Origin of the sequence: Pseudomonas sp. LS_2, assembly GCF_042709235.1 — a bacterium.
Lineage (GTDB): Bacteria > Pseudomonadota > Gammaproteobacteria > Pseudomonadales > Pseudomonadaceae > Aquipseudomonas.
Genome location: NZ_JAVAYC010000002.1, coordinates 154,126 through 179,309 on the forward strand (window position 1 = coordinate 154,126; position 25,184 = coordinate 179,309).

Annotated in this window: 25 protein-coding genes; 18 read left to right on the forward strand and 7 right to left on the reverse strand. The window is 64.5% G+C overall.

The genetic code is table 11. The features are described from left to right. Nucleotides 1–27: 27 nt before the first annotated feature. The 8 genes from RAC97_RS02475 to RAC97_RS02510 all read left to right on the forward strand — a co-directional run bounded on the left by RAC97_RS02475 (nucleotide 28) and on the right by RAC97_RS02510 (nucleotide 8,049). Nucleotides 28–1,032 (forward strand): diguanylate cyclase, encoded by a 1,005-nt coding sequence (locus RAC97_RS02475; protein ID WP_375098139.1) that lies wholly within the window; start codon nucleotides 28–30, stop codon nucleotides 1,030–1,032. A gap of 198 nt (nucleotides 1,033–1,230) precedes the next feature. Next, nucleotides 1,231–2,326 (forward strand): peptide chain release factor 2 gene (prfB, locus tag RAC97_RS02480; RefSeq protein WP_375098140.1). Its coding sequence is split into 2 segments (ribosomal slippage): nucleotides 1,231–1,302 and nucleotides 1,304–2,326, totalling 1,095 coding nucleotides; the frame shifts between segments, so codons are not numbered across the junction. Between the two features lie 93 nt (nucleotides 2,327–2,419). Beyond that, nucleotides 2,420–3,922, forward strand: a complete 1,503-nt coding sequence (gene lysS, locus RAC97_RS02485; RefSeq protein WP_375098141.1) for a lysine--tRNA ligase — start codon at nucleotides 2,420–2,422, stop codon at nucleotides 3,920–3,922. 196 nt (nucleotides 3,923–4,118) lie between these two features. After that, entirely contained in the window at nucleotides 4,119–4,835 is a 717-nt protein-coding gene (locus tag RAC97_RS02490) for a TetR/AcrR family transcriptional regulator (protein WP_375098142.1), read from the forward strand. Between the two features lie 29 nt (nucleotides 4,836–4,864). Further along, nucleotides 4,865–5,413 carry a hypothetical protein gene (locus RAC97_RS02495; protein WP_375098143.1) on the forward strand — a complete coding sequence of 183 codons (549 nt, stop codon included), beginning with the start codon at nucleotides 4,865–4,867 and terminating at the stop codon, nucleotides 5,411–5,413. A 149-nt stretch (nucleotides 5,414–5,562) separates the two neighbouring features. Then, nucleotides 5,563–6,840: a flavohemoglobin expression-modulating QEGLA motif protein gene (locus RAC97_RS02500; protein WP_375098144.1), complete on the forward strand. Its 1,278-nt coding sequence runs from the start codon at nucleotides 5,563–5,565 to the stop codon at nucleotides 6,838–6,840. Then, the gene (locus RAC97_RS02505; RefSeq protein ID WP_375098145.1) at nucleotides 6,812–7,726 is read left to right on the forward strand and encodes an alpha/beta hydrolase; all 915 of its coding nucleotides are present in this window, start codon (nucleotides 6,812–6,814) and stop codon (nucleotides 7,724–7,726) included. The genes RAC97_RS02500 and RAC97_RS02505 overlap by 29 nt, the downstream gene beginning before the upstream one ends. Continuing rightward, nucleotides 7,723–8,049, forward strand: a complete 327-nt coding sequence (locus RAC97_RS02510) for a hypothetical protein (RefSeq protein WP_375098146.1) — start codon at nucleotides 7,723–7,725, stop codon at nucleotides 8,047–8,049. The genes RAC97_RS02505 and RAC97_RS02510 overlap by 4 nt, the downstream gene beginning before the upstream one ends. A gap of 143 nt (nucleotides 8,050–8,192) precedes the next feature. Here the strand turns inward: RAC97_RS02510 and RAC97_RS02515 are convergent, their stop codons facing one another. The 3 genes from RAC97_RS02515 to RAC97_RS02525 form a co-directional block, all read right to left on the reverse strand. Beyond that, on the reverse strand, nucleotides 8,193–8,981 hold the full coding sequence (locus tag RAC97_RS02515; RefSeq protein WP_375098147.1) for an OmpA family protein: 789 nt from the start codon (nucleotides 8,979–8,981) through the stop codon (nucleotides 8,193–8,195). 51 nt (nucleotides 8,982–9,032) lie between these two features. Beyond that, the gene (locus tag RAC97_RS02520) at nucleotides 9,033–9,446 is read right to left on the reverse strand and encodes a DUF4398 domain-containing protein (protein ID WP_375098148.1); all 414 of its coding nucleotides are present in this window, start codon (nucleotides 9,444–9,446) and stop codon (nucleotides 9,033–9,035) included. Between the two features lie 247 nt (nucleotides 9,447–9,693). Beyond that, nucleotides 9,694–10,038, reverse strand: coding sequence for a pilin assembly protein (locus RAC97_RS02525; RefSeq protein WP_375098149.1), 345 nt, complete (start codon nucleotides 10,036–10,038; stop codon nucleotides 9,694–9,696). A gap of 157 nt (nucleotides 10,039–10,195) precedes the next feature. Here RAC97_RS02525 and ppc point away from each other — a divergent pair, with 157 nt between their 5' ends. From ppc to RAC97_RS02560, 7 genes are all read left to right on the forward strand, one after another. Continuing rightward, the gene (ppc, locus tag RAC97_RS02530; protein ID WP_375098150.1) at nucleotides 10,196–12,823 is read left to right on the forward strand and encodes a phosphoenolpyruvate carboxylase; all 2,628 of its coding nucleotides are present in this window, start codon (nucleotides 10,196–10,198) and stop codon (nucleotides 12,821–12,823) included. Nucleotides 12,824–13,082: 259 nt separating this feature from the next. Beyond that, entirely contained in the window at nucleotides 13,083–13,733 is a 651-nt protein-coding gene (adk, locus tag RAC97_RS02535) for an adenylate kinase (RefSeq protein ID WP_375098151.1), read from the forward strand. Between the two features lie 87 nt (nucleotides 13,734–13,820). Next, complete coding sequence (tsaB, locus tag RAC97_RS02540; protein ID WP_375098152.1) at nucleotides 13,821–14,492, forward strand: tRNA (adenosine(37)-N6)-threonylcarbamoyltransferase complex dimerization subunit type 1 TsaB; 672 nt, start codon at nucleotides 13,821–13,823, stop codon at nucleotides 14,490–14,492. Between the two features lie 175 nt (nucleotides 14,493–14,667). Then, entirely contained in the window at nucleotides 14,668–14,955 is a 288-nt protein-coding gene (locus RAC97_RS02545; RefSeq protein ID WP_375098153.1) for a hypothetical protein, read from the forward strand. A gap of 3 nt (nucleotides 14,956–14,958) precedes the next feature. Then, nucleotides 14,959–15,828 carry a DUF72 domain-containing protein gene (locus RAC97_RS02550; protein WP_375098154.1) on the forward strand — a complete coding sequence of 290 codons (870 nt, stop codon included), beginning with the start codon at nucleotides 14,959–14,961 and terminating at the stop codon, nucleotides 15,826–15,828. A gap of 28 nt (nucleotides 15,829–15,856) precedes the next feature. Then, entirely contained in the window at nucleotides 15,857–16,687 is an 831-nt protein-coding gene (locus tag RAC97_RS02555) for an oxaloacetate decarboxylase (RefSeq protein ID WP_375098337.1), read from the forward strand. Between the two features lie 6 nt (nucleotides 16,688–16,693). Continuing rightward, complete coding sequence (locus tag RAC97_RS02560; protein WP_375098155.1) at nucleotides 16,694–17,380, forward strand: extensin family protein; 687 nt, start codon at nucleotides 16,694–16,696, stop codon at nucleotides 17,378–17,380. On the opposite strand, the gene RAC97_RS02565 is transcribed toward RAC97_RS02560, so the two are convergent. After that, entirely contained in the window at nucleotides 17,377–18,000 is a 624-nt protein-coding gene (locus RAC97_RS02565; RefSeq protein ID WP_375098156.1) for an energy transducer TonB, read from the reverse strand. The two genes, RAC97_RS02560 and RAC97_RS02565, sit on opposite strands and share 4 nt — an antisense overlap. Before the next feature lie 106 nt (nucleotides 18,001–18,106). Between RAC97_RS02565 and RAC97_RS02570 the strand changes: the two genes are divergently transcribed. Next, nucleotides 18,107–18,883 carry a class I SAM-dependent methyltransferase gene (locus RAC97_RS02570; RefSeq protein ID WP_375098157.1) on the forward strand — a complete coding sequence of 259 codons (777 nt, stop codon included), beginning with the start codon at nucleotides 18,107–18,109 and terminating at the stop codon, nucleotides 18,881–18,883. Between the two features lie 13 nt (nucleotides 18,884–18,896). Here RAC97_RS02570 and RAC97_RS02575 read toward each other — a convergent pair whose 3' ends face one another. After that, nucleotides 18,897–19,526, reverse strand: a complete 630-nt coding sequence (locus RAC97_RS02575) for a TetR/AcrR family transcriptional regulator (RefSeq protein WP_375098158.1) — start codon at nucleotides 19,524–19,526, stop codon at nucleotides 18,897–18,899. Nucleotides 19,527–19,709: 183 nt separating this feature from the next. Here RAC97_RS02575 and RAC97_RS02580 point away from each other — a divergent pair, with 183 nt between their 5' ends. Both RAC97_RS02580 and RAC97_RS02585 read left to right on the forward strand, forming a co-directional pair. Beyond that, the gene (locus tag RAC97_RS02580; RefSeq protein ID WP_375098159.1) at nucleotides 19,710–20,807 is read left to right on the forward strand and encodes an efflux RND transporter periplasmic adaptor subunit; all 1,098 of its coding nucleotides are present in this window, start codon (nucleotides 19,710–19,712) and stop codon (nucleotides 20,805–20,807) included. Between the two features lie 6 nt (nucleotides 20,808–20,813). Next, entirely contained in the window at nucleotides 20,814–23,882 is a 3,069-nt protein-coding gene (locus RAC97_RS02585) for an efflux RND transporter permease subunit (RefSeq protein ID WP_375098160.1), read from the forward strand. Nucleotides 23,883–24,005: 123 nt separating this feature from the next. Here RAC97_RS02585 and RAC97_RS02590 read toward each other — a convergent pair whose 3' ends face one another. Together RAC97_RS02590 and RAC97_RS02595 are read right to left on the reverse strand one after the other, a co-directional pair. Continuing rightward, nucleotides 24,006–24,692, reverse strand: coding sequence for a DUF4197 domain-containing protein (locus tag RAC97_RS02590; protein WP_375098161.1), 687 nt, complete (start codon nucleotides 24,690–24,692; stop codon nucleotides 24,006–24,008). A 32-nt stretch (nucleotides 24,693–24,724) separates the two neighbouring features. Beyond that, a complete protein-coding gene (locus RAC97_RS02595) occupies nucleotides 24,725–25,123 on the reverse strand; it encodes a YbaY family lipoprotein (protein ID WP_375098162.1) in 399 nt (132 codons plus the stop codon). Nucleotides 25,124–25,184 lie beyond the last annotated feature (61 nt).

A 25,184-nucleotide genomic window follows, 5' to 3' on the forward strand; every position in this document is an offset into this window, starting at 1 on the left:
GTGCCGGCAGTGACCGGGTGAACAGCAATGAATGAGTTACCGAGCGAAGGTATAACGACCATCAACGAAGGCGCGGCGATGGTCCTCCTGGTCGACGACCAGGCGATGATCGGCGAGGCGGTACGGCGTGGGCTGGCCCATGAGGAAAACATCGACTTCCACTTCTGCGCCGACCCGCACCAGGCGGTAGCCCAGGCCATGCGCATCAAACCCACGGTGATCCTCCAGGATCTGATCATGCCTGGGCTGGATGGCCTGACACTGGTGCGCGAGTACCGCAACAACCCGGCCACCCAGGACATCCCGATCATCGTGCTGTCGACCAAGGAAGACCCGTTGGTCAAGAGCGCCGCCTTCGCCGCCGGGGCCAACGACTACCTGGTCAAGCTGCCGGACACCATCGAGCTGGTGGCGCGCATCCGCTACCACTCGCGCTCCTACCAGACCCTGCTGCAACGCGACGAGGCCTACCGCGCCTTGCGCGTGAGCCAGCAACAGTTGCTGGACACCAACCTGATGCTGCAGCGGCTGATGAACTCCGACGGCCTCACCGGGCTGTCCAACCGTCGCCATTTCGACGAGTACCTGGAGCTCGAGTGGCGCCGCGCCATGCGCGAGCAGCAGCAATTGTCGCTGCTGATGATCGATGTCGACTATTTCAAGGCCTACAACGATGGCTTCGGCCATTTGGCCGGTGACGAGGCCCTGCGCCAGGTGGCCGAGGCCATCCGCGGCTCGTGCTCGCGCCCCAGCGATCTTCCGGCACGCTACGGTGGCGAGGAATTCGCCCTGGTGCTGCCCAACACCTCGCCGGGCGGCGCGCGGTTGATCGCCGAGAAGTTGCGCCAGGCAGTGCTGGCGCTGAATATCCCGCACACCGCGCCGCAGGACGATTCTCGCCTGACCGTCAGTATCGGCCTGGCGACCCAGACCCCCGCAGTCGGCAGCCACAGCCGCCAGTTGATCTCGGCGGCGGACAAAGGTCTCTACCAGGCCAAGCACAGTGGACGCAACCAGGTCGGGGTGGCCTGAGGCTCGGGTAGCGCGTCGCCTTTGTCGCGTGCAGGCAGGCTCCTGCAGGCTCGAAGCTGCCGCTGTAGGGGCGGGTTGCCCGCGAAAAGAGCGACGCAAACCTACCCCTGCAACCCCTGCTCGACGGCCCTGCCGTCGAGCGCGAGACTGCGCTATACTCGCGGGCTTTTCACCGAATTCGCACGAGAGCTGCCCGCCATGGAAATCCAACCGATCCTGAACACCATCAAGGACCTCACCGAGCGTTCCCAGTCCATTCGGGGGTATCTTTGACTACGATCAAAAAGCTGACCGCCTGATCGAAGTCAACCGCGAGCTGGAAGACCCGGCCGTCTGGAACAAACCCGAGTACGCCCAGGGCCTTGGCCGTGAGCGCGCCATGCTGGCGCAGGTGGTCGAGACGCTGGACAAGATGTCCGGTGGCCTGGCCGACTGCCAGGACCTGCTCGACATGGCCGTCGAGGAAAACGACGAAGGCGCCGTGGAAGACGTAGTGACCGAGCTGCAAGGCCTCGAAGAGCGCCTGGCCGAGCTTGAGTTCCGTCGCATGTTCAGCGGCGAGATGGACATGAACAACGCCTACCTGGACATCCAGGCCGGCTCCGGCGGCACCGAGGCCCAGGACTGGGCCAACATCCTGCTGCGCATGTACCTGCGCTGGGCCGACAAGCGCGGTTTCGACGCCACCATCATCGAGCTGTCCGAAGGTGAAGTCGCCGGTATCAAAGGCGCCACCGTGCACATCAAGGGCGAGTACGCCTTCGGCTGGTTGCGCACCGAGATCGGCGTGCACCGCCTGGTGCGCAAGAGCCCGTTCGACTCCGGCGCCCGTCGCCACACGTCGTTCTCGGCAGTGTTCGTCTCCCCGGAAATCGACGACAAGGTCGAGATCGAGATCAACCCGTCCGACCTGCGCATCGACACCTACCGCTCCTCCGGCGCGGGTGGCCAGCACGTCAACACCACGGACTCGGCGGTGCGTATCACCCACGTGCCGACCAATACCGTGGTCGCCTGCCAGAACGAGCGCTCCCAGCACGCCAACAAGGACACCGCCATGAAGATGCTGCGGGCCAAGTTGTACGAACTGGAAATGCAGAAGCGCAACGCCGCTTCCCAGGCGCTGGAAGACAGCAAGTCGGACATCGGCTGGGGCCACCAGATCCGTTCCTACGTGCTCGACGACTCGCGTATCAAGGACCTGCGTACCGGCGTCGAGCGCAGCGACTGCCAGAAGGTGCTGGACGGCGACCTCGACCAGTACCTGGAAGCGAGCCTCAAGCAGGGGCTGTAACCCGTACACCACCGCCGCGATACCTGGCCGCCAGCCGGTATCGCGTGCCCTGCCCGACAGGGGCAACGAACACCTGATGGAAACACTGACGACATGAGCGACCTCAACACCCAACCGCAAGACCTGCAACAGGAAGAAAACGCCCTGATCGCCCTGCGCAAGGAAAAACTTGCCGCCGAGCGTGCCAAGGGCAACGCCTTCCCCAACGACTTCCGCCGCGACAGCTACTGCAACGACCTGCAGAAACAGTACGCGGACAAGACCAAGGAAGAGCTGGAAGCTGCAGCGATTCCGGTCAAGGTCGCCGGTCGCATCATGCTCAATCGCGGCTCGTTCATGGTCATCCAGGACATGACCGGGCGCATCCAGGTCTATGTCAACCGCAAGACCCTGGCGCAAGAGACCCTTGAGGCGGTAAAGACCTGGGACCTGGGCGACATCATCAGCGCCGAAGGCACCCTGGCCCGCTCCGGCAAGGGCGACCTGTATGTCGAGATGACCCGCGTGCGCCTGCTGACCAAGTCGCTGCGCCCGCTGCCCGACAAGCACCACGGCCTGACCGACACCGAGCAGCGTTACCGCCAGCGCTACGTCGACCTGATGGTCAACGAGGAGACCCGCCACACCTTCCGTGTGCGTTCCCAGGTGATCTCGCACATTCGCAAGTTCCTCAGCGAGCGCGACTTCCTCGAAGTCGAGACGCCGATGCTGCAGACCATCCCTGGCGGCGCTGCGGCCAAGCCGTTCGAAACCCACCACAACGCCCTGGACATGGCCATGTTCCTGCGTATCGCGCCGGAGCTGTACCTCAAGCGGCTGGTGGTCGGCGGGTTTGAAAAGGTATTCGAGATCAACCGCAACTTCCGTAACGAAGGCGTCTCGACCCGGCACAACCCCGAGTTCACCATGCTCGAGTTCTACCAGGCCTACGCCGACTACCGCGACAACATGGACCTCACCGAGGAACTGTTCCGCGAGCTGGCGCAGCTGGTATTGGGCAGCACCGACGTGCCGTATGGCGACAAGGTGTTCCACTTCGGCGAGCCGTTCGCGCGCCTGTCGGTGTTCGACTCGATCCTCAAGTACAACCCCGAGCTGACCGCTGCCGACCTGCAGGACGTCGACCGCGCCCGCGACATCGCCAAGAAGGCCGGTGCCAAGGTGCTGGGCCACGAAGGCCTGGGCAAGTTGCAGGTGATGATTTTCGAGGAGCTGGTCGAGCACAAGCTGGAGCAGCCGCACTTCATTACCGAGTACCCGTTCGAAGTGTCGCCGCTGGCGCGCCGCAACGACGACAACCCGGCGGTCACCGACCGCTTCGAGTTGTTCATCGGTGGTCGCGAAATCGCCAACGCCTACTCCGAGCTCAACGATGCCGAAGACCAGGCCGAGCGCTTCCTGGCCCAGGTGGCCGAGAAGGACGCCGGTGACGACGAAGCCATGCACTACGACGCCGACTTCGTTCGCGCCCTGGAGTACGGCATGCCGCCGACTGCCGGTGAAGGCATCGGTATCGACCGCCTGGTGATGCTGCTGACCAACTCGCCGTCGATCCGCGATGTAATCCTGTTCCCGCACATGCGCCCACAGGCCTGAGTCATTTGAACAAGCCGCCTTTCGAGGCGGCTTTTTCTTGCCCGGGTGTAGAGTGCCAGTCGCACTCTGTTCGCGGGTAAACCCGCTCCCACAAGCTCATCGCTGCCCTTCAGGGCGACGCCGTACCTGTGGGAGCGGGTTTACCCGCGAATGGGCCATACAGGCTGTAGACCACTTGAACTATGAGGTGCCTTCCGTGAACCCCGCAAACGCCCAGCAAGGCGCCGCCGGCGTGGCCAACGCCGTTGCCGAGAACGTGCAGTACCAAGGCCGCAAGACCAGCCGCCAGGGCAGCGAGCAGCGGCGCCAGCAGATCCTCGACGCTGCCATGCGCATCGTCGTGCGTGATGGCGTACGTGGCGTGCGTCACCGCGCGGTGGCTGCCGAAGCGGGTGTGCCGCTGTCGGCGACCACTTACTATTTCAAGGACATCGAAGACCTGCTCGCCGACACCTTCGCCCAGTACGTCGAGCGCAGCGCCGCGTACATGGCCAAGCTGTGGACCACCACCGAGGGCGTGCTGCGCCAGCTTCTGGCCCAAGGCGACGGCAGCCCGCAGTCGCGGGCGCGGCTGGCGGACGAGGTGGCGCGCATGACCGCCGACTATGTCATGCGCCAGTTGCACAACCGCCGCGACTTCCTGATGGCCGAGCAGGCCTTCCGCCAGGAGGCGCTGCTCTGCCCGCGCCTGGCCGGGCTGGTGCGGGCCCATGAGCAGATCCTGCTGCATGGTGCGCGGCAGATGCTGCATGTGGTTGGCTCGCGCCAGCCGGAGCAGGACGCCCTGGTGTTGACGGCCATCATCGAGCAGATGGAATATCAAGGGCTGCTCAAAGAGGCGAATACACAGGCCGATGGGCAGATGCTCGCTATTCTTACCCGGTACCTGCACTTGGTGCTGGCCGCGGAGTGAGGCGCGACCGAATTTTCAAGGAGAACCTGATGAAAGCCTGGCGTGTGCTGTTGTTGACCTTGTCGTTGCTGTCGCTCGGCGGCTGCCTGGTGACCTTCGACGAGCCGCTGGCCGGCAACCAGCAGGCACCCAAGGCGCTGCTGGGCCAGTGGACCAGCAAGGACGCCTGGGGCCAGCCCTTGAAACTGGCGATCAGTCGCGCGGGCGGCAATACCTACAAGGCCGTGGCGCGAACCCAGGGCAAGGCGCCCGAGGAATACACCTTTACCGTCGCCCGGCATGGCAACCGCTGGTACCTCTCGGCCGGAGTGCCCAAGCGCCTGGGCGGGAAATTCCTGATCGGCGGCTTCGAGGTGGTCGAGGGCAAGGAACTGGTGGTCTACAACCTGGACGTCGAGCAAGTACAGCAGGCGGTGGACAGCAAGGAACTGAGCGGTCGCAGCACCGAGGTGGCCGAGGACAACGGCCCTGGGGTGTTGATCGACAGCCCTGCCGAGCGGGTCCTGGCCTACCTGGACGACCCGGCCAACTCCGACCTGTTCGTCGAGGTGGCGCGCTTCCAGCGCGCGGGTAAATGATCAACCGCGTCGGCTGCTTTCCAGGCAAGCCCGCTGCCACAGGCTCAGCGCTGTACCTGAGAACGGCGCCGAACCTGTAGGAGCGGGCTTGCCTGCGAATAGGCCGGTACAGACACCGCAAGTCATTCAGGTCCAGTCAAGGAGCCCCGGTGGACGAATACCAGCAGACCATACGCGCACTGTCCGACCGCATCGTCGCCGCGCAAACCCCCATCCGCGTACTCGATGCGGTGAAATGGGACGACAGCATCCGCCAGGGCTTCCTCAAGTCCAAGGGCAAGGAGCCACCCGCCGTGGACCGTGCCTATTACCAAGGCCGGCCGCTGTCGTTCGACTCCGCCGCGGTGAAGGCCGAGTTCCAGAACATCGAGCGCGACATCACCCGCCAGCTCGGCCAGTTCAATCCGGTTGGACAGATCATGCGGCGCATGTGCAAGGAATACCGCATGGTGGTGCGCATGCTCGAAGCACGCGGCACCGAGGATTTCGGCCTGATCTCCCAGGAGCTCTACGGCGCCGCTTCCGATGCCTTCCACGCGGGCGACCCGACCTTGGCCGACCTTGGCCTGATGCTCTCGGACTACCTGAACAACATCGATGGACGCGGTGACCTCAAGGACGAAGCCAAGAACCTCACCGCCAAGGAGGCCGTGGAGATTCTCCAGCGCCGCCTGAACAAGGTATTCGGCGAGGCCGAGGAAACCATCCGCGTGTTCGAGTCCGATGGCATCGTCGCCGATGCTGCCGCCGGTGCCGACTACATCAAGGTGCGCGCCGACGCCATGTTCAACAGCCGCGACGTACGCGCACTCGAAGTGCATGAAGGGCTGGTGCACGTCGGTACCACGCTCAATGGCCAGAACCAGCCGATCTGCACCTTCCTGGCCAAGGGCCCGCCGTCGTCGACGGTGACCCAGGAAGGCCTGGCCATTCTCATGGAGGTGATCGCCTTCGCCTCCTACCCCAGCCGCCTGCGCAAGCTGACCAACCGTACCCGCGCCATCCACATGGTCGAGGAGGGGGCAGATTTCATTCAGGTCTACGAGTTCTTCCGCGGCCAGGGCTTCGAGATGGCGGAAAGCTATGGCAATGCCAGCCGGGTATTCCGCGGCTCGGTGCCCAATGGGCTGCCGTTTACCAAGGACTTGTCCTACCTCAAGGGTTTCATCATGGTTTACAACTACATTCAGTTGGCTGTGAAGAAGGGCAAGCTTGAACAGATTCCGTTGCTGTTCTGCGGCAAGACCACCCTCGAGGACATGCGCACCCTGCGCCAACTGGTCGAAGAGGGCTTGGTGGCGCCGCCCAAGTACCTGCCCGAGCAATTCCGCGACCTCAACGCGTTGTCGGCCTGGATGTGCTTCTCCAACTTCCTCAATCACCTGAGCCTGGACCGTATTGAAGCCGACTACGCGAATATTCTCTAAAGCCCTTGCCCTGGCCCTCGGGCTGTTGCTCCTGGGCGGATGCAGCAGCCTGTTGTTCTATCCGGAGCCAGGCCAGCCCTTCACCCCCGAGAAAGCCAAGCTGGCCTACCGCGACCTGACCCTGACCGCCCGCGACGGCACGCGCCTGCATGGCTGGTGGCTACCGGCCAAGGAGGGGGGCGCGGTCAAGGGGACCGTGCTGCATCTGCATGGCAACGGCGGCAACCTGGCCTGGCATCTGGGCGCGAGTTACTGGCTGCCCGAGGCCGGTTACCAGGTTCTGATGGTCGACTATCGCGGCTATGGTTTGTCCCAGGGCAAACCGACGTTGCCGGCGGTTTACCAGGACATCGAGGCGGCCATGCAATGGCTCGACCAGGCCCCGGAGGTGCGCGGCAAGCCCCAGGTGCTGCTGGGCCAGAGCCTGGGTGGGGCGATGGCCATTCATTACCTGGCGGCCCACCCCGAGCAGCGCCAGCGCTTCAGCGCCCTGGTGTTCGATGGCGTGCCGGCCAGCTACCGCGAGGTTGGCCGCTTCGCCCTGAGCACTTCGTGGCTGACCTGGCCCCTGCAAGTGCCGCTGTCCTGGCTGGTGCCCGACGGCGACAGCCCGATCCACTCGATCGAACGCCTGAGCAGCCCGCCCAAGCTGTTCTTCCACAGCATCGACGACAACCTGGTGCCAATGGACAACGGCATCCGCCTGTACCAGCACGCACCACCGCCACGGGTGCTGCAACTGACCCGCGGCGGGCATGTGCAGACCTTCGCCGATGCCACCTGGCGCCAGGTGATGTTGCGCTTCCTCGACGACCCCAACCATTTCAATGGCCTGCGCCGCCTGGGCGAGGTGCCGAACTATCCTGAAGAGAAGAATGCGCAATGAGTGAAGAACGTAACGCCATCCCGCTGATCCTGACCGGCATCGGCAGCATCTTCGTGACGGTGGGCGTGCTGTGGTACTACGGCTACCTGCATTTCGCCAAGCCCCAGGACGCCCTGTTGCTGCAGGACTACACCATGCTCAAGACCATCCCCGGCGAGGACTACAAGGTATCGCTGGAGCCTGCACCACAGGTGGCGCAGTGCATCGATGGCGTGCTGGTGCTGTTCGATATCCAGCAAAAAGGCCTGACCGGCGTGCTGGTGGACAACCGCAAGCGTGCCATCCGCTGTATGGGGCAGGAGACGCCGCAGCAGGAGCGATGACCCTAGGGTGTACTGCCGTGGTGGGTCAGCGCCGCGCCTACAAAGGGCGGTGCTGACTGAACGCATGCGCACGCTTGGGCCAAATCCCGTGCCCATGAAAAACCCCGCCATCAAGGCGGGGTTCTTCGTTCAGCCTGTAGGCCTTACTGCACCTGGCTCACCGAACGCGGTGCCACCGGCTGGTTGTCGTTGGAGATGGTCACCTCCACGCGACGGTTCTGCGCACGGCCCGAGTTGCTGGAGTTGTCCGCTACCGGGAACTCTTTGCCGTAACCCTGGGCAACGATGCGCGCTGGGTCTACGCCTGCACGTACCAGCGCCATGCGCACCGCACCGGCGCGGCGCTCGGACAGAGACTGGTTGTAGCTGGCCGAACCTACGCTGTCGGTGTAGCCCTCGACGATCACCTTGCGCTCCGGGTTCTCCTGGAGGAACTGCGCCAGCTTGGTCACGTTCGGGTAGGCGCTGCTCTTGAGCTCGGCCTTGTTGAAGTCGAACAGCACGTCACCAAAGGTCACCAGGGTGCCGCGGTCGGTCTGCTTGGCGTTCAGGCTGTCCTGCAGTTTCTTGATTTGCGCATCGCGAGCGTCAAGCTTGGCCTGGGCGCGCTGGGCGGCGGCATTCTTGATCTCGTTCTCGGCAGTGCGCAGGGCGATGGTCTGCTTGGCCACTTCGACACGCTGGTTGGTCAGGTAGGCCAGTTGGTCGACCTGCTTGGTGTCTTCGCGATCCATATAGGCTTTGTCGGCCTTGTTCAACCAGTCCTGTGCGTCCTTGGTCTCAAGGGCCGCGATCTTGCTCGCCTGCGGGTCGCTTTGCAGCGACGAGAAGTTGGTGCGGGCCGCCTCGAGGTTCGGGTTCGGGTCGTGGGAGCAAGCGGTGAGGCCGACGCTCAGGGCCAGCAGGGCGGGAATCATTACGTAGTTGCGCATAGTGTTCATCCTTTGATCGATAACGAAGGCGATAGAGGGCGTGACAGGGCCTTATTGGGCGCTGCGCAGGCCTTCTTCACGCACGTCCTGGATACCTTGCTGGGCATCCTGCACGGCCTTCTGGGCCTTGGCTGCCTGAGCCTTGCGTTCGGCCAGACGAGCGTCCCATTCGGCCTGTTGGGCCAGGCGCTTGGCTTCTTCGTAGTTCTTGTCATGCATGGCGATTTCCGCCTGCTTGAACTTGTCCTGGGCTGCTTTCATTTCCACGGCGGCAAACTCGGTGCCTCCCGCGCTGACAGCGGAATTCACGGCCGATTGGGTAACGGCGTACTGCTCCGTGGGCGGGTTGCCAGCGCAGCCAGCCAGTACCAGGCTGCTGCCCAGAGCCAAGGCGGCCAGCTTGAGCCCGCGCAGGTGAGAGGATGAGGGTTTCGAGATGCGGGTCTTCATGGTGGTCAACTCCATTGGATTTCTCCTGAATTACTGTGTCCGTAGCAGTCCATCGCTAAATCCCTGGCAACCCCACGGCTTAAGCCGTTGCGCCAAAGGCCATGAGTGCAGGGTTTTTGCGTGATGGCTATTGGCTGTGACTTGGACGGTTTCGCGATAGTTCAGAAAAAACTCGCCGGCGACATGTGAAGATTTGTGAACGATTGGTCAGCCATTTTTTACAAATACTGCCTCGCCGTGGGACATCGACGGGGCACTGCAGTCAGTTTTCGCGCTTGCCCTTGGCGTTGCTCAAGGCATGCAGATGGCGGCGGGAGAGGGCCAGGAAGCGTGGCGTCGCGCCGATGTCCTCGTACAACGGGTCGCCTTCCTCGTCGGTAGCGATCACCTGCTGGCCCTTGACGTAGGGAAAGCTGGCCTCCAGCTCCTCGAGCGCGGCGCCCACCAGCTCGCCCAGCAGTTCCTCGGGCGTGCGCCTGGGGAACATCTCCACCAGCGCGGCCAGGCGTGCTTCGGCTTCCAGTTCCAGGTGCAGGACGTGGCCGGTGTTGCTCAGCGCCCCTGAGGCGTTCTGTTCCCAATGCTGGGCGAGCTCGCGGATTTTCATGGTGACCTCTTCGATGCCAGGACATGAAAGTGGGATGGCCTCAATTCACTTTAGTTGCATCCGCCGATCCCAGCTTGCCTTGCGGGCCTGCCTGTAGGCACTCTTGGTGCGTTACCTGGGCGGCTGCGCGGGTGGTCCGCGCCATAAGGGAGAGGCAATGACCGATATCGATGTGCGCTTGCGTGAAGATGTCCACCTGCTGGGTGAACTGCTGGGTGAAACCATTCGCCAGCAGCACGGCGAGGCGTTCCTGCAGAAGATCGAGGACATTCGACACAGTGCCAAGGCCGACCGCCAAGGAGCGGCCGAGCAACTCAGCACCACCCTGGCGGACCTCGCCGAAGACGACCTGCTGCCGGTGGCGCGGGCCTTCAACCAGTTCCTCAACCTGGCCAACATCGCCGAGCAGTACCAGCTCATTCACCGCCGCGATGCCGGGCAGCCCGCCCCGTTCGAGGACCGCGCGCTGCCTGAACTGCTCGCACGTCTCAAGCAAGCCGGGCACAAGGCTGATGCGCTGGCCCGACAGTTGGCGCGGCTGGACATCCAGTTGGTGCTCACCGCGCACCCCACCGAGGTGGCGCGGCGCACGTTGATCCAGAAATACGACGCCATTGCCGCGCAACTGGCGGCCCAGGACCACCGCGACCTCACCCCGGCCGAGCGCCAGCAGATACGCGAACGGCTGCGCCGACTGATCGCCGAGGCCTGGCACACCGAGGAAATCCGCCGCACCCGGCCAACCCCGGTGGACGAAGCCAAATGGGGCTTCGCAGTGATCGAGCATTCTCTCTGGCACGCCATTCCCAGCCACCTGCGCAAGGTCGACCAGGCCTTGTCCGAGGCCACCGGCCTGCACCTGCCGCTGGAGGCCGCGCCCGTGCGCTTCGCCTCGTGGATGGGCGGCGACCGCGACGGCAACCCCAACGTCACCGCCGCAGTGACCCGCGAAGTGCTGCTGCTGGCACGCTGGATGGCCGCCGACCTGTTCCTGCGCGATATCGACTACCTGGCGGCGGAGCTGTCGATGCAGCAGGCCAGCGCTGCTGTGCGCGCAAAAGTGGGCGACAGCGCCGAGCCCTACCGCGCCCTGCTCAAGCAGGTACGTGAGCGGCTGCGTGCTACCCGCGCCTGGGCCCATGCCTCGCTGGCGAGTACCCAGCCTGCCAGCGCCGAGGTGCTGGTGGACAACCGCGAGCTGATCGAGCCGCTGGAGCTTTGCTACCAGTCGCTGCACGAATGCGGGATGGGCGTGATCGCCGATGGCCCGCTGCTCGACACCTTGCGCCGGGCGGTGACCTTTGGCCTGTTCCTGGTCCGACTGGACGTGCGCCAGGACGCAGCCCGGCACCGCGATGCGCTGTCGGAAATCACCGACTACCTGGGCCTTGGTCGCTACGCCGACTGGGATGAGGAACAGCGCATTAGCTTCCTGCAAGCTGAACTGAAGAATCGCCGTCCGCTGTTGCCCGGGCATTTCAAGCCCCAGGCCGACACCGCCGAGGTGCTTGCCACTTGCCGTGAGATCGTTGCAGCGCCGGGTGCCTCGCTGGGCTCCTACGTGATCTCCATGGCCGGCGCCGCGTCCGACGTGCTGGCAGTGCAGTTGCTGCTCAAGGAAGCCGGCCTCACTCGGCCGATGCGCGTCGTGCCGCTGTTCGAGACTCTCGCCGACCTGGACAACGCAGGCCCGGTGATGGAGCGCCTGCTGGGTCTGCCAGGCTACCGCGCCAGCCTGCATGGGCCGCAGGAAGTGATGATCGGCTATTCCGACTCGGCCAAGGATGCAGGCACCACGGCAGCGGCGTGGGCGCAGTACCGCGCGCAGGAGAACCTGGTGCGTATCTGCACTGAGCACCAGGTCGAGTTGCTGCTGTTCCATGGTCGTGGTGGCACCGTGGGGCGTGGTGGTGGCCCGGCGCATGCGGCGATCCTGTCGCAGCCGCCGGGCTCGGTGGCCGGCAGGTTCCGCACCACCGAGCAGGGCGAGATGATTCGCTTCAAGTTCGGCTTGCCAGGCATCGCCGAACAGAACCTCAACCTTTATCTGGCCGCCGTGCTGGAGGCGACCCTGTTGCCGCCGCCGCCACCGCAACCGGCTTGGCGCGAACTCATGGACCAGCTGGCCGCCGATGGCCTGAAGGCCTACCGCGGCGTGGTGCGCGAGCACCCGGATTTCGTCGAGTACTTCCGTGAGTCCACCCCTGAGCAGGAACTTGGCCGCCTGCCACTGGGCAGTCGCCCGGCCAAGCGTCGCGCCGGCGGTATCGAGAGCCTACGGGCGATTCCGTGGATCTTCGGGTGGACCCAGACCCGCCTGATGCTGCCCGCCTGGCTGGGCTGGGAGACGGCGCTGGGCAATGCCCTGGCCCGTGGCCAGGGCGAGTTGCTGGGGCAGATGCGCGAACAATGGCCGTTCTTCCGCACCCGCATCGACATGCTGGAGATGGTCCTGGCCAAGGCTGACGGCGAAATTGCCAAGGCCTACGACGAACGTCTAGTGCAACCGCCACTGCTGCCACTGGGTGCGCAGCTGCGCGACCTATTGTCGCAGTCATGCCAGGTGGTGCTGGGCCTGACGGGACAACCGGTGCTACTGGCGCACAGTCCTGAAACCCTGGAATTCATTCGCTTGCGCAACACCTACCTGGACCCGCTGCACCGCTTGCAGGCCGAGTTGCTGGCCCGCTCGCGCAGCCGCGAAGCCGCTCTGGATAGCCCATTGCAGCAGGCCCTGCTGGTGACCGTGGCGGGCATCGCCGCTGGTTTGCGCAACACCGGCTGAGGGGGCAGGGCGCCAGGGTCGGGGTGTTGCCCGGGGGCTGGCCAGGTTCGGCGGTGGGCTGGGTTGCGCTGGGCGCAACCTGCACGGTCAGCGTTCGGGAACAGTGCTTTACCGCCGGTTTCGAACGCTTGTCTGGCTGCCGGGCGCTGTGTATCTTGAGCAGCCTTTTGACCGATTTTTCGGTCTGAACCGATTTTCCGGACTTGGCCCTGTGCGCCGAATCCACTGATTTGCATAAAAAAATTATGAGGAGCACGAGATGCGCGTAATTCTGCTGGGAGCTCCCGGGGCCGGTAAAGGTACTCAGGCAAAGTTCATCACCGAGAAGTTCGGCATTCCACAGATCTCCACCGGTGACATGCTGCGTGCGGCGGTCAAGGCTGGTACCCCGCTGGGCCTGGAACTGAAGAAAGTCATGGATGCCGGCCAGCTGGTTTCCGACGACCTCATCATTGGCCTGGTCAAGGAGCGTATCGCTCAACCCGACTGCGCCAACGGCTGCCTGTTCGACGGTTTCCCGCGCACCATCCCGCAAGCCGAAGCCATGGTCGCCGCCGGTGTCGAGATCGACAACGTGGTGGAGATCGCCGTGGACGACGAAGAGATCGTTGGCCGCATGGCTGGCCGCCGCGTCCACCTGGCCTCGGGCCGCACCTACCACATTCAGTACAACCCGCCGAAAGTGGAAGGCAAGGACGATGTCACTGGCGAAGAGCTGATCCAGCGCGACGACGACAAGGAAGAAACCGTGCGTCACCGCCTGTCGGTCTACCACAGCCAGACCAAGCCTCTGGTCGACTTCTACCAGAAGCTGTCCGCCGTGCAGAACGGCAAGCCCAAGTACAGCCACATCGAAGGCGTCGGCTCGGTCGAAGCCATCACCGCCAAGGTCCTGGCAGCCCTGAGCTGATCCACCCTTGTGTAGCACGACGGCCCGCTTGCGGGCCGTTGTCGTTTATACTGCCGCTCTTTCTCCTTTTGCCTGGATACCTGTTCGATGACCACCCTGCTGGCCCTGGATACCGCCACCGAAGCCTGTTCCGTCGCCCTGCTGCATGATGGCAAGGTGACCAGCCACTACGAGGTGATTCCACGCCTGCACGCGCAAAAGCTGCTGCCGATGATCAAGCAACTGCTGGGCGATTCCGGTGTGCCCCTGAACGCTCTGGATGCCATCGCCTTTGGCCGCGGCCCGGGCGCTTTTACGGGCGTGCGCATCGCCATCGGTGTGGTGCAGGGCCTGGCGTTCGCCCTCGAACGCCCAGTGGTGCCGGTGTCCAACCTGGCCGCACTGGCCCAAGGTGCGCTGCGCCAGCATGGCGTACAACAGGTGGCTGCCGCTGTCGATGCGCGCATGGATGAGGTGTACTGGGGGTGCTACCAGGCAAACGCGGGTGAAATGCGCCTGGTTGGCCAGGAGGTCGTGGTGGCGCCTGAGCGCGTGGTGCTGCCTGAAGGCGGCCAGTGGTTCGGGGCCGGCACCGGCTGGGGCTATGCCGAGCGCCTGGCGGCGAAGGTGGATGCCTGCGATGCAGCGGCGTTGCCCAACGCCCTGGATGTGTTGAGCCTTGCCAGGTTCTCCTGGGCACGTGGCGAGGCCGTGGCTGCCGAGCTGGCCCAGCCTGTGTACCTGCGCGACAATGTCGCCACGCCCAAGGCGCGTCCTTGAAGCCCGATGTAGGGGCGAAAAATCACTAAACTACTAGCTAAAACGTGCAGTTCGTCGGCTATTGCCGTTCACGATAAAACCTTTTGCGGGAACTGTGGTCCAGTTATCAGTCGAGCATTGGTGATGGAATCCTGATGCTGCTAAATTGCCATCATTACTCCTGAGCTCATCCATCATGCGTATCGACGGTTTCTCCTCGCAGTCCTACCCGGTCAAGCGCACGCCGCGCAAGGCGCAGGTGCGTGACGAGGTCATCGACGATGCCGAAGTGGTCGAGGATGAAGCCGAGCCTATCCAGGCCAAGGTAAACCGTCGCGGCGGCGGCCTTCCCGCACGCCAGCAGGACATGATCTTCCCCCGTGCCCGCGACCGGCGCACCGCCACCGCACTGGCCAGCTACCTGTCCACTGCCACCTTCACCGAATGGGACATGGAAGTACTGGGGCTCGACCTGTACATTTGATGGATGACCCCATCACCACTGCCTTATTTCCTCGGTTGTCCGTCCTGGAGCGAAAACGCCTGGCGCGACTACCTTTACCCCGCCGATGCCCGCACCGCTGATTTCCTGGGCTTGTACAGCCAGGTGTTCAATGCCGTGGAGGGCAACACCACCTTCTACGCACGCCCCGCGCCCAGCACGGTCGAACGCTGGGCGCAGCTGATGCCGACGTATTTCCGCTTCACTGCCAAGTTTCCGGGTGACGTCAGCCACGCTGGCGATTTGCGCGAGCAACTGGACTCGGCGCTGGACTTCACGCGCCTGCTCGCGCCGCTGGGCGAGCGGGTGTCACCCTACTGGTTGCAGTTGCCCGCCACGTTCGGCCCTGCGCGCTTGGCCGAGCTGGCCCATTTTCTCGATCAGATCAACGTGCCCGTGGCGGTCGAGGTGCGCAACGATGCCTTCTTCGCCAAGGGCGAGGAGGAGCGCCTGCTCAACCGCTTGCTGCATGGCCGAGGTGTAGAGCGCATCTGCCTGGACCCACGTGCCTTGTTCAGTTGCACCTCACGCGACCCAGGCGTGCTGCACGCCCAGGCCAAGAAACCGCGGGTGCCGCCACGTCCCGCTGCGTTCAGCCTGCATCCGCAGGTGCGTTTCATCGGCCATCCCGAGCTTGAAGCCAACGAACCCTTCCTCACCCCCTGGGTGGACAAGATCGCCGACTGGATCGAGGAGGGGCGCCAGCCGTACATCTTCCTGCACACGGCAGACAACTACCGCGCCGCCGCCCTTGCCCAGCGTTTTCACCAGCGCCTGAGCGAGCGCCTGCCCGGCCTGGCGCCGCTGGTGGAATTGCCGCGTGCACCTGAGGTCGAACAACTGGGCCTACTCTGACGACACCTACCTGCCGGAGGTTGTGACCATGGATGTGCAAACCCTGCGAGCCGAAGCCTTCAAGGCGCTGCATGAGCGTGATGGCGCGTTCGTCATCGCCAACCCGTGGGATGCCGGCTCTGCGCGGTTGCTGGCCAGCCTGGGCTTCGAGGCGCTGGCCACCACCAGTGCCGGGCTGGCGTTCAGCCTGGGGCGGCCAGATGCCGAGGGGGCGCTGACCTTGGACGAGACCCTCGACAACGCCCGGACCATCGTCGATGCCACGCCGCTGCCAGTCGCTGCAGACCTGGAAAACGGTTTCGGCGATCGGCCTGAAGACTGTGCGCAAGCCATCCTGCGCGGTGCCGAAGTGGGCCTGGTGGGGGGCTCTATCGAAGATGCCAGTGGCCGCGCCGACAGTCCCATCTACGATTTCGGACTGTCCGTGGAGCGTGTGCGTGCGGCAGTGCAGGCGGCGCGGAGCTTGCCGTTTCCCTTCACGGTATGTGCACGGGCCGAAAACCTGCTCAACGGTCGGCTGGACCTGGACGCCACCATCCAGCGTTTGCAGGCCTACGCCGAGGCTGGCGCGGATGTGCTGTACGCGCCAGGGCTGCGCAGTGTCGATGAGGTTCGCGCCGTGGTGCAGGCACTGGCCCCCAAGCCGGTCAACGTGCTGATGGGGATGGCAGGTGTGCCTTTGGGTGTGAACCAGTTGCAGGACCTGGGCGTACGCCGTATCAGCGTAGGCTCGTCGCTGGCACGGGCGGCCCTGGGTGCACTCCGGCGGGCCGCGCTGGAGATTCGCGAGCAGGGCACCTTCAGCTATGGCGAACAGGCCCTGCCGTTCGCCGAGCTCAACGACCTGTTCCGTCGCTGATGCCGCATGCGTAGCCTGTTGCTGCTGGCATGCCTGCTGCTCGCGGCAGGCGCGGCCTGGTACGTGGGCTGGCGTCCGGCGCCTGCGTGGAACCCTTGGGCGGTGCTGGACGTACAGCAGCCCCCCAATGTACTTACGCCCTTCAAGCTCTCGCGTTTGCGTGATAACCCCCATTTATGCCGCCAGGCACTCGAAACCTCGACGCTGCGCTATCGGCAACAGGCCGACAGCCCGGCAAGTGCGCAGTGCCCGCTACGGAATGTGTGGCGTATCGAGGGTGGGCAGACGCGGCTGTCCAGCAGCTTCCTGGCCACCTGCCCGCTTGCGGTGGCCTATGCCCTGTTCGAGAAGCACGGCCTGCAACCGGCGGCGCAGCAGGTGTTCGGCCAACCGGTCGCGCAGGTCGAGCACCTGGGCAGCTTCGCCTGTCGCAATGTCTACAGCCGCAAGGAGGGTCGGCTCAGTCAGCACGCTACTGCCAACGCGCTGGATATCAGCGGGTTTCGCCTGGCCAACGGCGAACGCATCGTGCTGGCGCGCGACTGGCAGGGCGAAGGGCAGAAGGCGGTGTTCCTAAGGCAGGTCCGGCAGGCGGCTTGTGACAGCTTCAGTACGGTGCTGGGGCCGGACTACAACGCTGCCCACCACAATCACTTCCATCTGGATATGGGGCGCTGGCAGGTCTGCCGTTAGGCGTGCACGCGCACGTTGTTCAGCACCACCGGGCGTGCCCAGTGCATGTCGAATTCCAGGTCGTTCTGCTGCTTGGCCAGGGTGGCCTCGTCGAAGGGTTCCGGCGCCTTGTCGAGCAGGTCGGTCTCGAACTCGGCAATCGGCAGGTAAAGCGAGCGTGGCGTCGGGGCAGGGCCTGGTGCCGGGTGCGGGTGGCCCTGGCTCATCACCACTGGACGCAGCCAGCTGTTGTTGAGGTCGAGCTGGCGCTGTTGCTCGAGCAGTTCCATAGCGCTGAACGGCTCGGCGGCAGGCTCCAGCAGGTCGCGCTCCAGTTCCGCCTTGGGCAGGAACAGTGGCTCGGGCGGCGTGATCTTGGTGTCGTTCACCACACAGGTGCGCTGGGCGTCGATCAATGCCAGGGCGCGGGCGCCGCCGGTGGGTTCACCGCTTTCCTTGTCGTGGTAGCTGGCCAGGGCCTGACTCACGCTGTCGACGCCGTCGTCTTGCTGCTCAGCCATCGCCCGGGCGAAGAAGTCCTGCCACAGGTGGCTGACGCCGCCCAGTGCCTGGGTATTCTGTCGACCGTAGTTGCCGACAGGCGACAGGTAGGTCAAGCCGATGGGAAGAGTGTCTGACATGGCAGTCGCGCGCGTTGTGCTCTGGCAGAATAGCGGGATATTACCTGTATCGACCGTGGTGGCCGATTCATTAGGGTTCAGTGGACATTTTCGGGTGTGAGTGGTGATGCAAGAGCAAGGCGCAGGTATCAGGGTCGAAGCGATGTCGGCCGAGTATGCGGAACAGGCGGCGGCATGGGCCGGGCGCCTGGGCTTGCCGTTGCAGGACGACGCCGCTGGCTTTGCCGTCCAGGTGGGTGGCGATGGCTTGCAGATCCAGCAACTGGGGCCGCAGGCGCCGGGGCCGGTGCGGGTGGAGTTCGTCGAGGGCCAGGCCGCGCACCGCCGCCAGTTTGGCGGGGGTAATGGGCAGATGATTGCCAAGGCAGTGGGTATCGCCCAAGGGGTGCGTCCGCAGGTGCTGGATGCTACGGCGGGCCTGGGCAAGGACGCATTCGTACTGGCGAGCCTGGGTTGCCAGATGACGCTGATCGAGCGTCAGCCTCTGATCGCTGCGTTGTTGGAAGATGGCTTGGCGCGGGCGCGATTGGATGAAGAGGTGGGGCCGATTGTCGGGCGTATGCGCTTGCTGACCGGCAATGCCATCGAGCGTATGCGCGCCTGGGAAGGCGAGGCGCCGCAAGTGATCTACCTCGACCCGATGTTCCCGCATCGGGACAAGAGCGCACTGGTGAAGAAAGAGATGCGCGTGTTCCGCCCCCTGGTGGGTGACGACCTGGATGCCCCGGCGCTGCTCGAGGCGGCGTTGGCGCTGGCCACCCACCGAGTGGTGGTGAAGCGCCCGCGCAAGGCGCCGATCATCGAGGGAGCCAAGCCTAGCCATAGCCTGGAAGGCAAATCCAGCCGGTACGACATCTATCCGAAGAAGGCGCTGAAAGCCTGAGGGGCGCCGAACTTCAGGCCTGGTATGCCCGCATGAACAATCCCACCACCTCGCGCACATGTGCCTCGGCCTCTGCGTCATCCAAGGCCGGCGCGCAACCCAGCAGGAGCCGGTAATTCGGCGCGCCCTTGAGCAGGCAGAAGAAATGCTCGGCGGCGTGCAGGGGGTTGTCGATCAACAGCAACCCACGCTCGTCGGCGCAGCGCAGCAGCGCCTCCATTTCCGCCAATACCAGCTTGGGGCCTGCCTCGTAGAAGAACTGCGCGAAGCTTGGGTCCTGGCTACCCAGCGCCATGATCAGGCGCGTCAGCTTTACCGACTCGTCCGAGCTGATCAGCGCCTGGAAACCCCGGGCGACGTTCAGCAGCACCTGTTCGAGCGGCACCCCTTCGGGCAGTTCGAAGATCAGCTCGGGCAGTTGGGATTGGCAGGTCGCCATGACCGCCGCGCCGAACAGCGTCTGCTTGTCGGTGAAGTGGCTGTAGACCGTGAGCTTTGAAACACCTGCCGCCGCAGCGACCGCATCCATGCTGGTGTTGGCGTAGCCGAGGCTGAGGAACAGTGACTTGGCAGCTTCGAGGATCGCCTCGCGCTTGGCCAGGTCCTTGGGCCGGCCTGGGCCTGTGGGTGCGTCGTTGCGCATTGGAGTCCGGGTCTGTTTCAAGGAGCGCTCATCTTAACGCTTAAGAGGGCGTCAGGCTGCTACGCATGTCGCGTCGTTAATGCGTTTTTTCTGGTGGACGCCGACTTCCCCAGCCCGGCTCCCTGATTTAATATACCCGGCAGTATAAATATTAGATGCGTCCTCTGCCAAAGGTCATTCGTCATGTTGCATCGTGCCTTGCCCCTTGTTTTGTCTGCCAGCGCCCTGCTGCTCACTGCCTGCGGCCAGCAGGCGGCAGCGCCTGCGGCGCCGCGTCCGGCGCTGGTGATCCAGCCACAGCCCAGTGGTGCCTCGGCCGACAGCTACCCCGGTGAGGTACGCGCCAGGTTCGAGCCGGAGCTGGCGTTTCGAATTGCGGGCAAGGTCAGCAAGCGCCTGGTGGAAGAGGGGCAGCGAGTCAGGGCCGACCAGCCGCTGGCCGAGCTCGACCCGCAGGACGTGCGCCTGCGCCTCGAGGCCAACCGCGCCCAGGTGGCGGGTGCAGAGGCCAACCTGTCCCTGGTGAAGGCCGAGCGTGATCGCTACCAGAAGTTGCTGGAGCGCCAGATGGTCAGTCGCTCGCAGTTCGACAATGCCGAAAACCTCTATCGCGCAGGCCTGGCCCGGCTCAAGCAGGCCAAGGCCGAGTTCGACGTGGCCGGCAACCAGGCGGACTACGCGGTGTTACGCGCGCCGCAGGCCGGAGTGATCGCCAACCGGCAGGTCGAGGTCGGCCAGGTGGTCGCGGCGGGGCAGACCGTGTTTACCCTGGCCGCCGATGGCGAACGTGAAGTGCTCATCGGCCTGCCGGAGCAGCAGTTCGCACGTTTTGCCGTCGGCCAGGCGGTCAGCGTCGAGCTGTGGTCGCACCCCGACCAACGTTTCGAAGGACGCATCCGCGAGTTGTCACCCGCTGCCGACCGGCGCTCGCGCACCTTTGCCGCGCGTATCGCCTTCACCTCCAGCAAGGTCCCGGCCGAACTCGGACAGAGCGCCCGGGTGTTCATCGCCCATGCCGAACAGGCGCCCTTGTCGGTACCGCTGTCGGCAGTAACCGCCGAGAACGGCCACGCTTATGTCTGGCGGGTGAATGCGGACAACCGCCTGGAGCGCGCACCGGTGCGCCTGGGGCCTTACGGCGCCGACAGCGTGCCGGTGCTCGAAGGCCTTGACGCCCGCGACTGGGTGGTCGCCGCCGGGGGCCATGTGCTGCGCGAAGGTCAGCAGGTGCGGCCTGTGGACCGGAGCAACCGTGTGGTGAACCTGGCGAACAAGGAGTAAGTGCCGATGGGCTTCAACCTTTCCGCCTGGGCGCTGCGCAATCGCCAGATCGTACTGTTCCTGATGATCCTGCTTGCGGCTATCGGGGCCATGTCCTACACCAAGCTCGGGCAGAGCGAGGACCCGCCGTTCACCTTCAAGGCCATGGTCATCCGCACCATCTGGCCTGGTGCCACCGCCGAGGAAGTCTCGCGCCAGGTCACCGAGCGCATCGAGAAGAAACTGATGGAGACCGGCGAGTACGAGCGGATCACCTCGTTCTCGCGCCCGGGCGAATCCCAGGTCACCTTCATGGCACGGGACTCGATGCACTCCAACGCCATTCCCGAGCTGTGGTACCAGATCCGCAAGAAAGTCTCGGACATTCGCCACACCTTGCCGCCCGAGGTGCAGGGGCCATTCTTCAACGACGAATTCGGCACTACCTTCGGCAATATCTATGCCCTGACCGGTCCCGGCTTCGACTATGCCGTGCTCAAGGACTACGCCGATCGCATCCAGATCCAACTGCAACGGGTCAAAGATGTGGGCAAGGTCGAGCTGATCGGCCTGCAGGACGAAAAGATCTGGATCGAGCTGTCGAACATCAAGCTGGCCACCCTTGGGGTACCGCTGGCCGCCGTGCAGCAGGCCCTGCGTGAGCAGAATGCGGTGAGCAGCGCGGGCTTTTTCGAAACCGCGAGCGAGCGCCTGCAACTGAGAGTGAGCGGGCGTTTCGACAGTGTCGAGCAGATTCGCCAATTCCCCATCCGCGTGGGTGATCGCACCTTCCGCATCGGTGATGTGGCCGAGGTGCACCGCGGCTTCAACGACCCTCCTGCGCCACGCATGCGCTTCATGGGCGAGGAGGCGATCGGCCTTGCGGTTTCCATGAAGGACGGCGGCGATATCCTGGTGCTGGGCAAGGCTCTCGAGGGCGAGTTCGCCCGTCTGGCGCACAACCTGCCAGCGGGCATGGAGCTGCGCAAGGTGTCCGACCAGCCGGCAGCGGTCAAGGCCGGGGTCGGGGAGTTCGTCCAGGTGCTGGTCGAGGCGCTGGCGATCGTGTTGCTGGTGAGCTTTTTCTCCCTCGGGGTACGCACGGGGCTGGTGGTGGCGCTGGCGATCCCGCTGGTGCTGGCCATGACCTTTGCCGCGATGCACTACTTCGGCATCGGCCTGCACAAGATTTCCCTCGGCGCGTTGGTGCTGGCGCTGGGACTGCTGGTGGACGACGCGATCATTGCCGTGGAGATGATGGCGATCAAGATGGAGCAGGGCTACGACCGCCTCAAGGCGGCCAGCTACGCCTGGTCGAGCACGGCGTTCCCGATGCTTACCGGCACCTTGATCACGGCGGCGGGCTTTCTGCCGATCGCCACGGCGGCGTCTAGCACGGGTGAATACACCCGCTCGATCTTCCAGGTGGTGACCATCGCCTTGCTGACTTCCTGGGTGGCTGCGGTGGTGTTCGTGCCCTACCTGGGCGACCGCTTGCTGCCGGACCTGGCCAAGCGTCACGCCGCCCGCCATGGCAGCGGCGAGCATGCACCAGACCCCTATGCCACACCGTTCTACCAGCGGGTACGGCGCCTGGTGGAGTGGTGCGTGCGTCGGCGCAAGACCGTGATCGTGCTGACCATCCTCGCATTCATCGGCAGCATCGCGCTGTTCCGCTTCGTACCGCAGCAGTTCTTCCCGGCCTCCGGGCGTCCTGAGTTGATGATCGACCTCAAGCTGACCGAAGGTGCATCGCTGAGCAACACCGCCGAGCAGGTCAAGCGCCTGGAGGCGTTGCTCAAGCAGCAGGCGGGCATCGACAACTACGTGGCCTACGTCGGCACCGGGTCGCCGCGTTTCTACCTGCCGCTCGACCAGCAGCTGCCGGCGGCGAGCTTCGCCCAGTTCGTGGTGCTGGCCAAGTCGCTGGAAGAGCGCGAGCGCTTGCGCAGTTGGCTGATCGCGACGCTGGAGGAGCAGTTCCCAACGTTGCGTTCGCGGGTCACGCGCCTGGAAAACGGCCCGCCCGTGGGTTACCCGGTGCAGTTCCGCGTCACTGGCGAGCATATCGAGCAGGTACGCGCCCTGGCCCGCGAGGTGGCGGTAAAGGTGCGCGAGAACCCGCATGTGGTCAACGTACACCTGGACTGGGAAGAGCCGAGCAAGGCGGTGTACCTGGATATCGACCAGGACCGCGCCCGTGCCCTGGGCGTGAGCACCGCGCACCTGTCGAGCTTCCTGCAAAGCTCGCTGACCGGCAGCACGGTCAGCCAGTACCGCGAAGACAACGAACTGATCGAGATCCTGTTGCGCGGCACGGCCGAGGAACGCGGTCAGTTGGGCAGCCTCGGCAGCCTGGCGCTGCCGACCGAAAACGGCATGAGCGTGGCGCTGTCGCAGGTGGCGACCCTGGAGTACGGCTTTGAGGAAGGCATTATCTGGCACCGCAACCGCTTGCCGACGGTGACCGTGCGTGCCGATATCTACGACAAGGAACAGCCAGCCACGTTGGTCAAGCAGATCCAGCCGACCTTGCAGCAGGTGCGCGACAAGTTGCCTGACGGTTACCTGCTGGAGGTGGGCGGCACGGTGGAAGATGCCGAGCGCGGGCAGCGTTCGGTGAATGCCGGCATGCCATTGTTCGTGGTGGTGGTGCTGAGCCTGCTGATGCTTCAGCTACGCAGCTTCTCGCGCACGGTGATGGTGTTCCTCACCGCGCCCCTGGGGTTGATCGGCGTGACCTTGTTCCTGCTGGTGTTCCGCCAGCCGTTCGGCTTCGTCGCCATGCTCGGCACCATCGCCCTGGCGGGGATGATCATGCGTAACTCGGTGATCCTGGTGGACCAGATCGAGCAGGACATCGCCTCGGGGCTGGACAAGTGGCAGGCGATCATCGAGGCCACGGTGCGGCGCTTCCGGCCTATCGTTCTGACTGCCCTGGCGGCGGTGCTGGCGATGATTCCGCTGTCGCGCAGTGTGTTCTACGGGCCGATGGCGGTGGCGATCATGGGCGGCTTGATCGTCGCCACGGTGCTGACCCTGCTGTTCCTGCCGGCGCTGTATGCGGCGTGGTTCAGGGTCAGGAAGGACGCCTAGCGTTCTGCTTGAAGTTCGCGCCGTACGTGTAGGAGCGGGCCCGCGAAGCAGGGCGACGCCCTGGCCATGCAAGGCGGGGCGTTCTTCGCGAGCAAGCTCGCTCCTACAGGGTTGCGTTGGGGCTCAGAGCGCGCCGAATACCTTCTTGGCCAGGCTGGTGGCGGCCTGCGCAGGGTTCTGGCGAATGTTCTGTTCTTGCTTGGCGATCATCTCGAACAGGCCGTCGAGGGCTTTTTCGGTCACGTAGTGCTCGATGTTGGCGTCATTCTTGATAAGGCCCAGGCCCTTGGCTTGGCCGGCGAAGCTGTTGTACTGCTGGGCCAGGCCGACCTTGTCGGTGGCCTGCTTGACGATGGGCAGGAACTTGGCGCGGATCTGCTCGCGGCTGCTCTTGTTCAGGTACTGGGTGGCGGAGTCCTCGCCACCGCTGAGGATGCCCTTGGCATCGGTCACGGTCATCTTCTTCACCGCATCCACCAGGATCGCCTGGGCTTGCGGTACAGCCGCTTCGGCGGCCTTGTTCATGCTGGCTTCCAGTGCATCGACCTGGTCACCCTTGCCGAACATCTTCATGGCCTTGGCCGCCTTGCCGAGGTTGCCCGGCAGTTCGATGCGCACATCGGGGTTGTTGCTGAAACCGCCGGGGGTGCTCAGTTGCTTGACCGCCACCTGCGCGCCCTGGGTCAAGGCATCCTTGAGGCCGCCGCTGGCGTCGCTCTGCGACAGGTCGCCCAACGACAGGGCCAAGGCGTTGGCCGACAGCAGCAGGCCGGCGCACAGGGTGGTGAAACGCAGCGAGGAACGAATCATGAAAGCTTCCTTATGGCAAAAATGAAGAGGGCTCAGCGCACTTGCTCGAGTTTGACCCGCAGCGGTTGCGGGTCACTGCCATCGAGCTTCACGCCGTGGTGTTCGGTGTTGATGAACAGCAGCTTGCCATCGAGCTCGATCCGTGCGCTCACCGCATAGCGGTGCCCAGGCTTGACCTGGGCAGGGTCGTAGCTGAGGTGGAAGGGCAGCGGGACGTTGCCTTTGACCGGGCCTGACTGGTTGGCCAGGGTAACGGCCGGGGCGTCCATCAGCGACACATCCTGCAGGCTCACGCTCAACGTAGCGGTTGGGGGCAGGGCGATGCGCTGGAGGTAGAAGACTTCGCCATCGAGGCGGGCGTGGTTCGAAGGGGTGTGGCTGGTGCAGGCCGCGAGTAGTGTGGCGGCGCACAGGGTGACGAGTTTTTTCATGGTGTCTCCGCAATTCCAACCTGGGGAACTTTAGCGTAAGGGCGTGCCTTGTAGGAAATGG

What these genes read in the sequence shown, in the direction of transcription:
- RAC97_RS02565 (WP_375098156.1), bottom strand. Translation starts at nt 18,000, where the DNA reads ATGTCAGACACTCTTCCCATCGGCTTGACCTACCTGTCGCCTGTCGGC.
- RAC97_RS02520 (WP_375098148.1), bottom strand. Translation starts at nt 9,446, where the DNA reads ATGGAGTTGACCACCATGAAGACCCGCATCTCGAAACCCTCATCCTCT.
- RAC97_RS02555 (WP_375098337.1), top strand. Translation starts at nt 15,857, where the DNA reads ATGGATGTGCAAACCCTGCGAGCCGAAGCCTTCAAGGCGCTGCATGAG.
- RAC97_RS02570 (WP_375098157.1), top strand. Translation starts at nt 18,107, where the DNA reads ATGCAAGAGCAAGGCGCAGGTATCAGGGTCGAAGCGATGTCGGCCGAG.
- lysS (WP_375098141.1), top strand. Translation starts at nt 2,420, where the DNA reads ATGAGCGACCTCAACACCCAACCGCAAGACCTGCAACAGGAAGAAAAC.
- RAC97_RS02590 (WP_375098161.1), bottom strand. Translation starts at nt 24,692, where the DNA reads ATGATTCGTTCCTCGCTGCGTTTCACCACCCTGTGCGCCGGCCTGCTG.
- RAC97_RS02580 (WP_375098159.1), top strand. Translation starts at nt 19,710, where the DNA reads ATGTTGCATCGTGCCTTGCCCCTTGTTTTGTCTGCCAGCGCCCTGCTG.
- RAC97_RS02595 (WP_375098162.1), bottom strand. Translation starts at nt 25,123, where the DNA reads ATGAAAAAACTCGTCACCCTGTGCGCCGCCACACTACTCGCGGCCTGC.
- RAC97_RS02475 (WP_375098139.1), top strand. Translation starts at nt 28, where the DNA reads ATGAATGAGTTACCGAGCGAAGGTATAACGACCATCAACGAAGGCGCG.
- ppc (WP_375098150.1), top strand. Translation starts at nt 10,196, where the DNA reads ATGACCGATATCGATGTGCGCTTGCGTGAAGATGTCCACCTGCTGGGT.
- RAC97_RS02495 (WP_375098143.1), top strand. Translation starts at nt 4,865, where the DNA reads ATGAAAGCCTGGCGTGTGCTGTTGTTGACCTTGTCGTTGCTGTCGCTC.
- RAC97_RS02545 (WP_375098153.1), top strand. Translation starts at nt 14,668, where the DNA reads ATGCGTATCGACGGTTTCTCCTCGCAGTCCTACCCGGTCAAGCGCACG.
- tsaB (WP_375098152.1), top strand. Translation starts at nt 13,821, where the DNA reads ATGACCACCCTGCTGGCCCTGGATACCGCCACCGAAGCCTGTTCCGTC.
- RAC97_RS02525 (WP_375098149.1), bottom strand. Translation starts at nt 10,038, where the DNA reads ATGAAAATCCGCGAGCTCGCCCAGCATTGGGAACAGAACGCCTCAGGG.
- adk (WP_375098151.1), top strand. Translation starts at nt 13,083, where the DNA reads ATGCGCGTAATTCTGCTGGGAGCTCCCGGGGCCGGTAAAGGTACTCAG.
- RAC97_RS02560 (WP_375098155.1), top strand. Translation starts at nt 16,694, where the DNA reads ATGCGTAGCCTGTTGCTGCTGGCATGCCTGCTGCTCGCGGCAGGCGCG.
- RAC97_RS02585 (WP_375098160.1), top strand. Translation starts at nt 20,814, where the DNA reads ATGGGCTTCAACCTTTCCGCCTGGGCGCTGCGCAATCGCCAGATCGTA.
- RAC97_RS02575 (WP_375098158.1), bottom strand. Translation starts at nt 19,526, where the DNA reads ATGCGCAACGACGCACCCACAGGCCCAGGCCGGCCCAAGGACCTGGCC.
- RAC97_RS02515 (WP_375098147.1), bottom strand. Translation starts at nt 8,981, where the DNA reads ATGCGCAACTACGTAATGATTCCCGCCCTGCTGGCCCTGAGCGTCGGC.
- RAC97_RS02510 (WP_375098146.1), top strand. Translation starts at nt 7,723, where the DNA reads ATGAGTGAAGAACGTAACGCCATCCCGCTGATCCTGACCGGCATCGGC.
- RAC97_RS02550 (WP_375098154.1), top strand. Translation starts at nt 14,959, where the DNA reads ATGACCCCATCACCACTGCCTTATTTCCTCGGTTGTCCGTCCTGGAGC.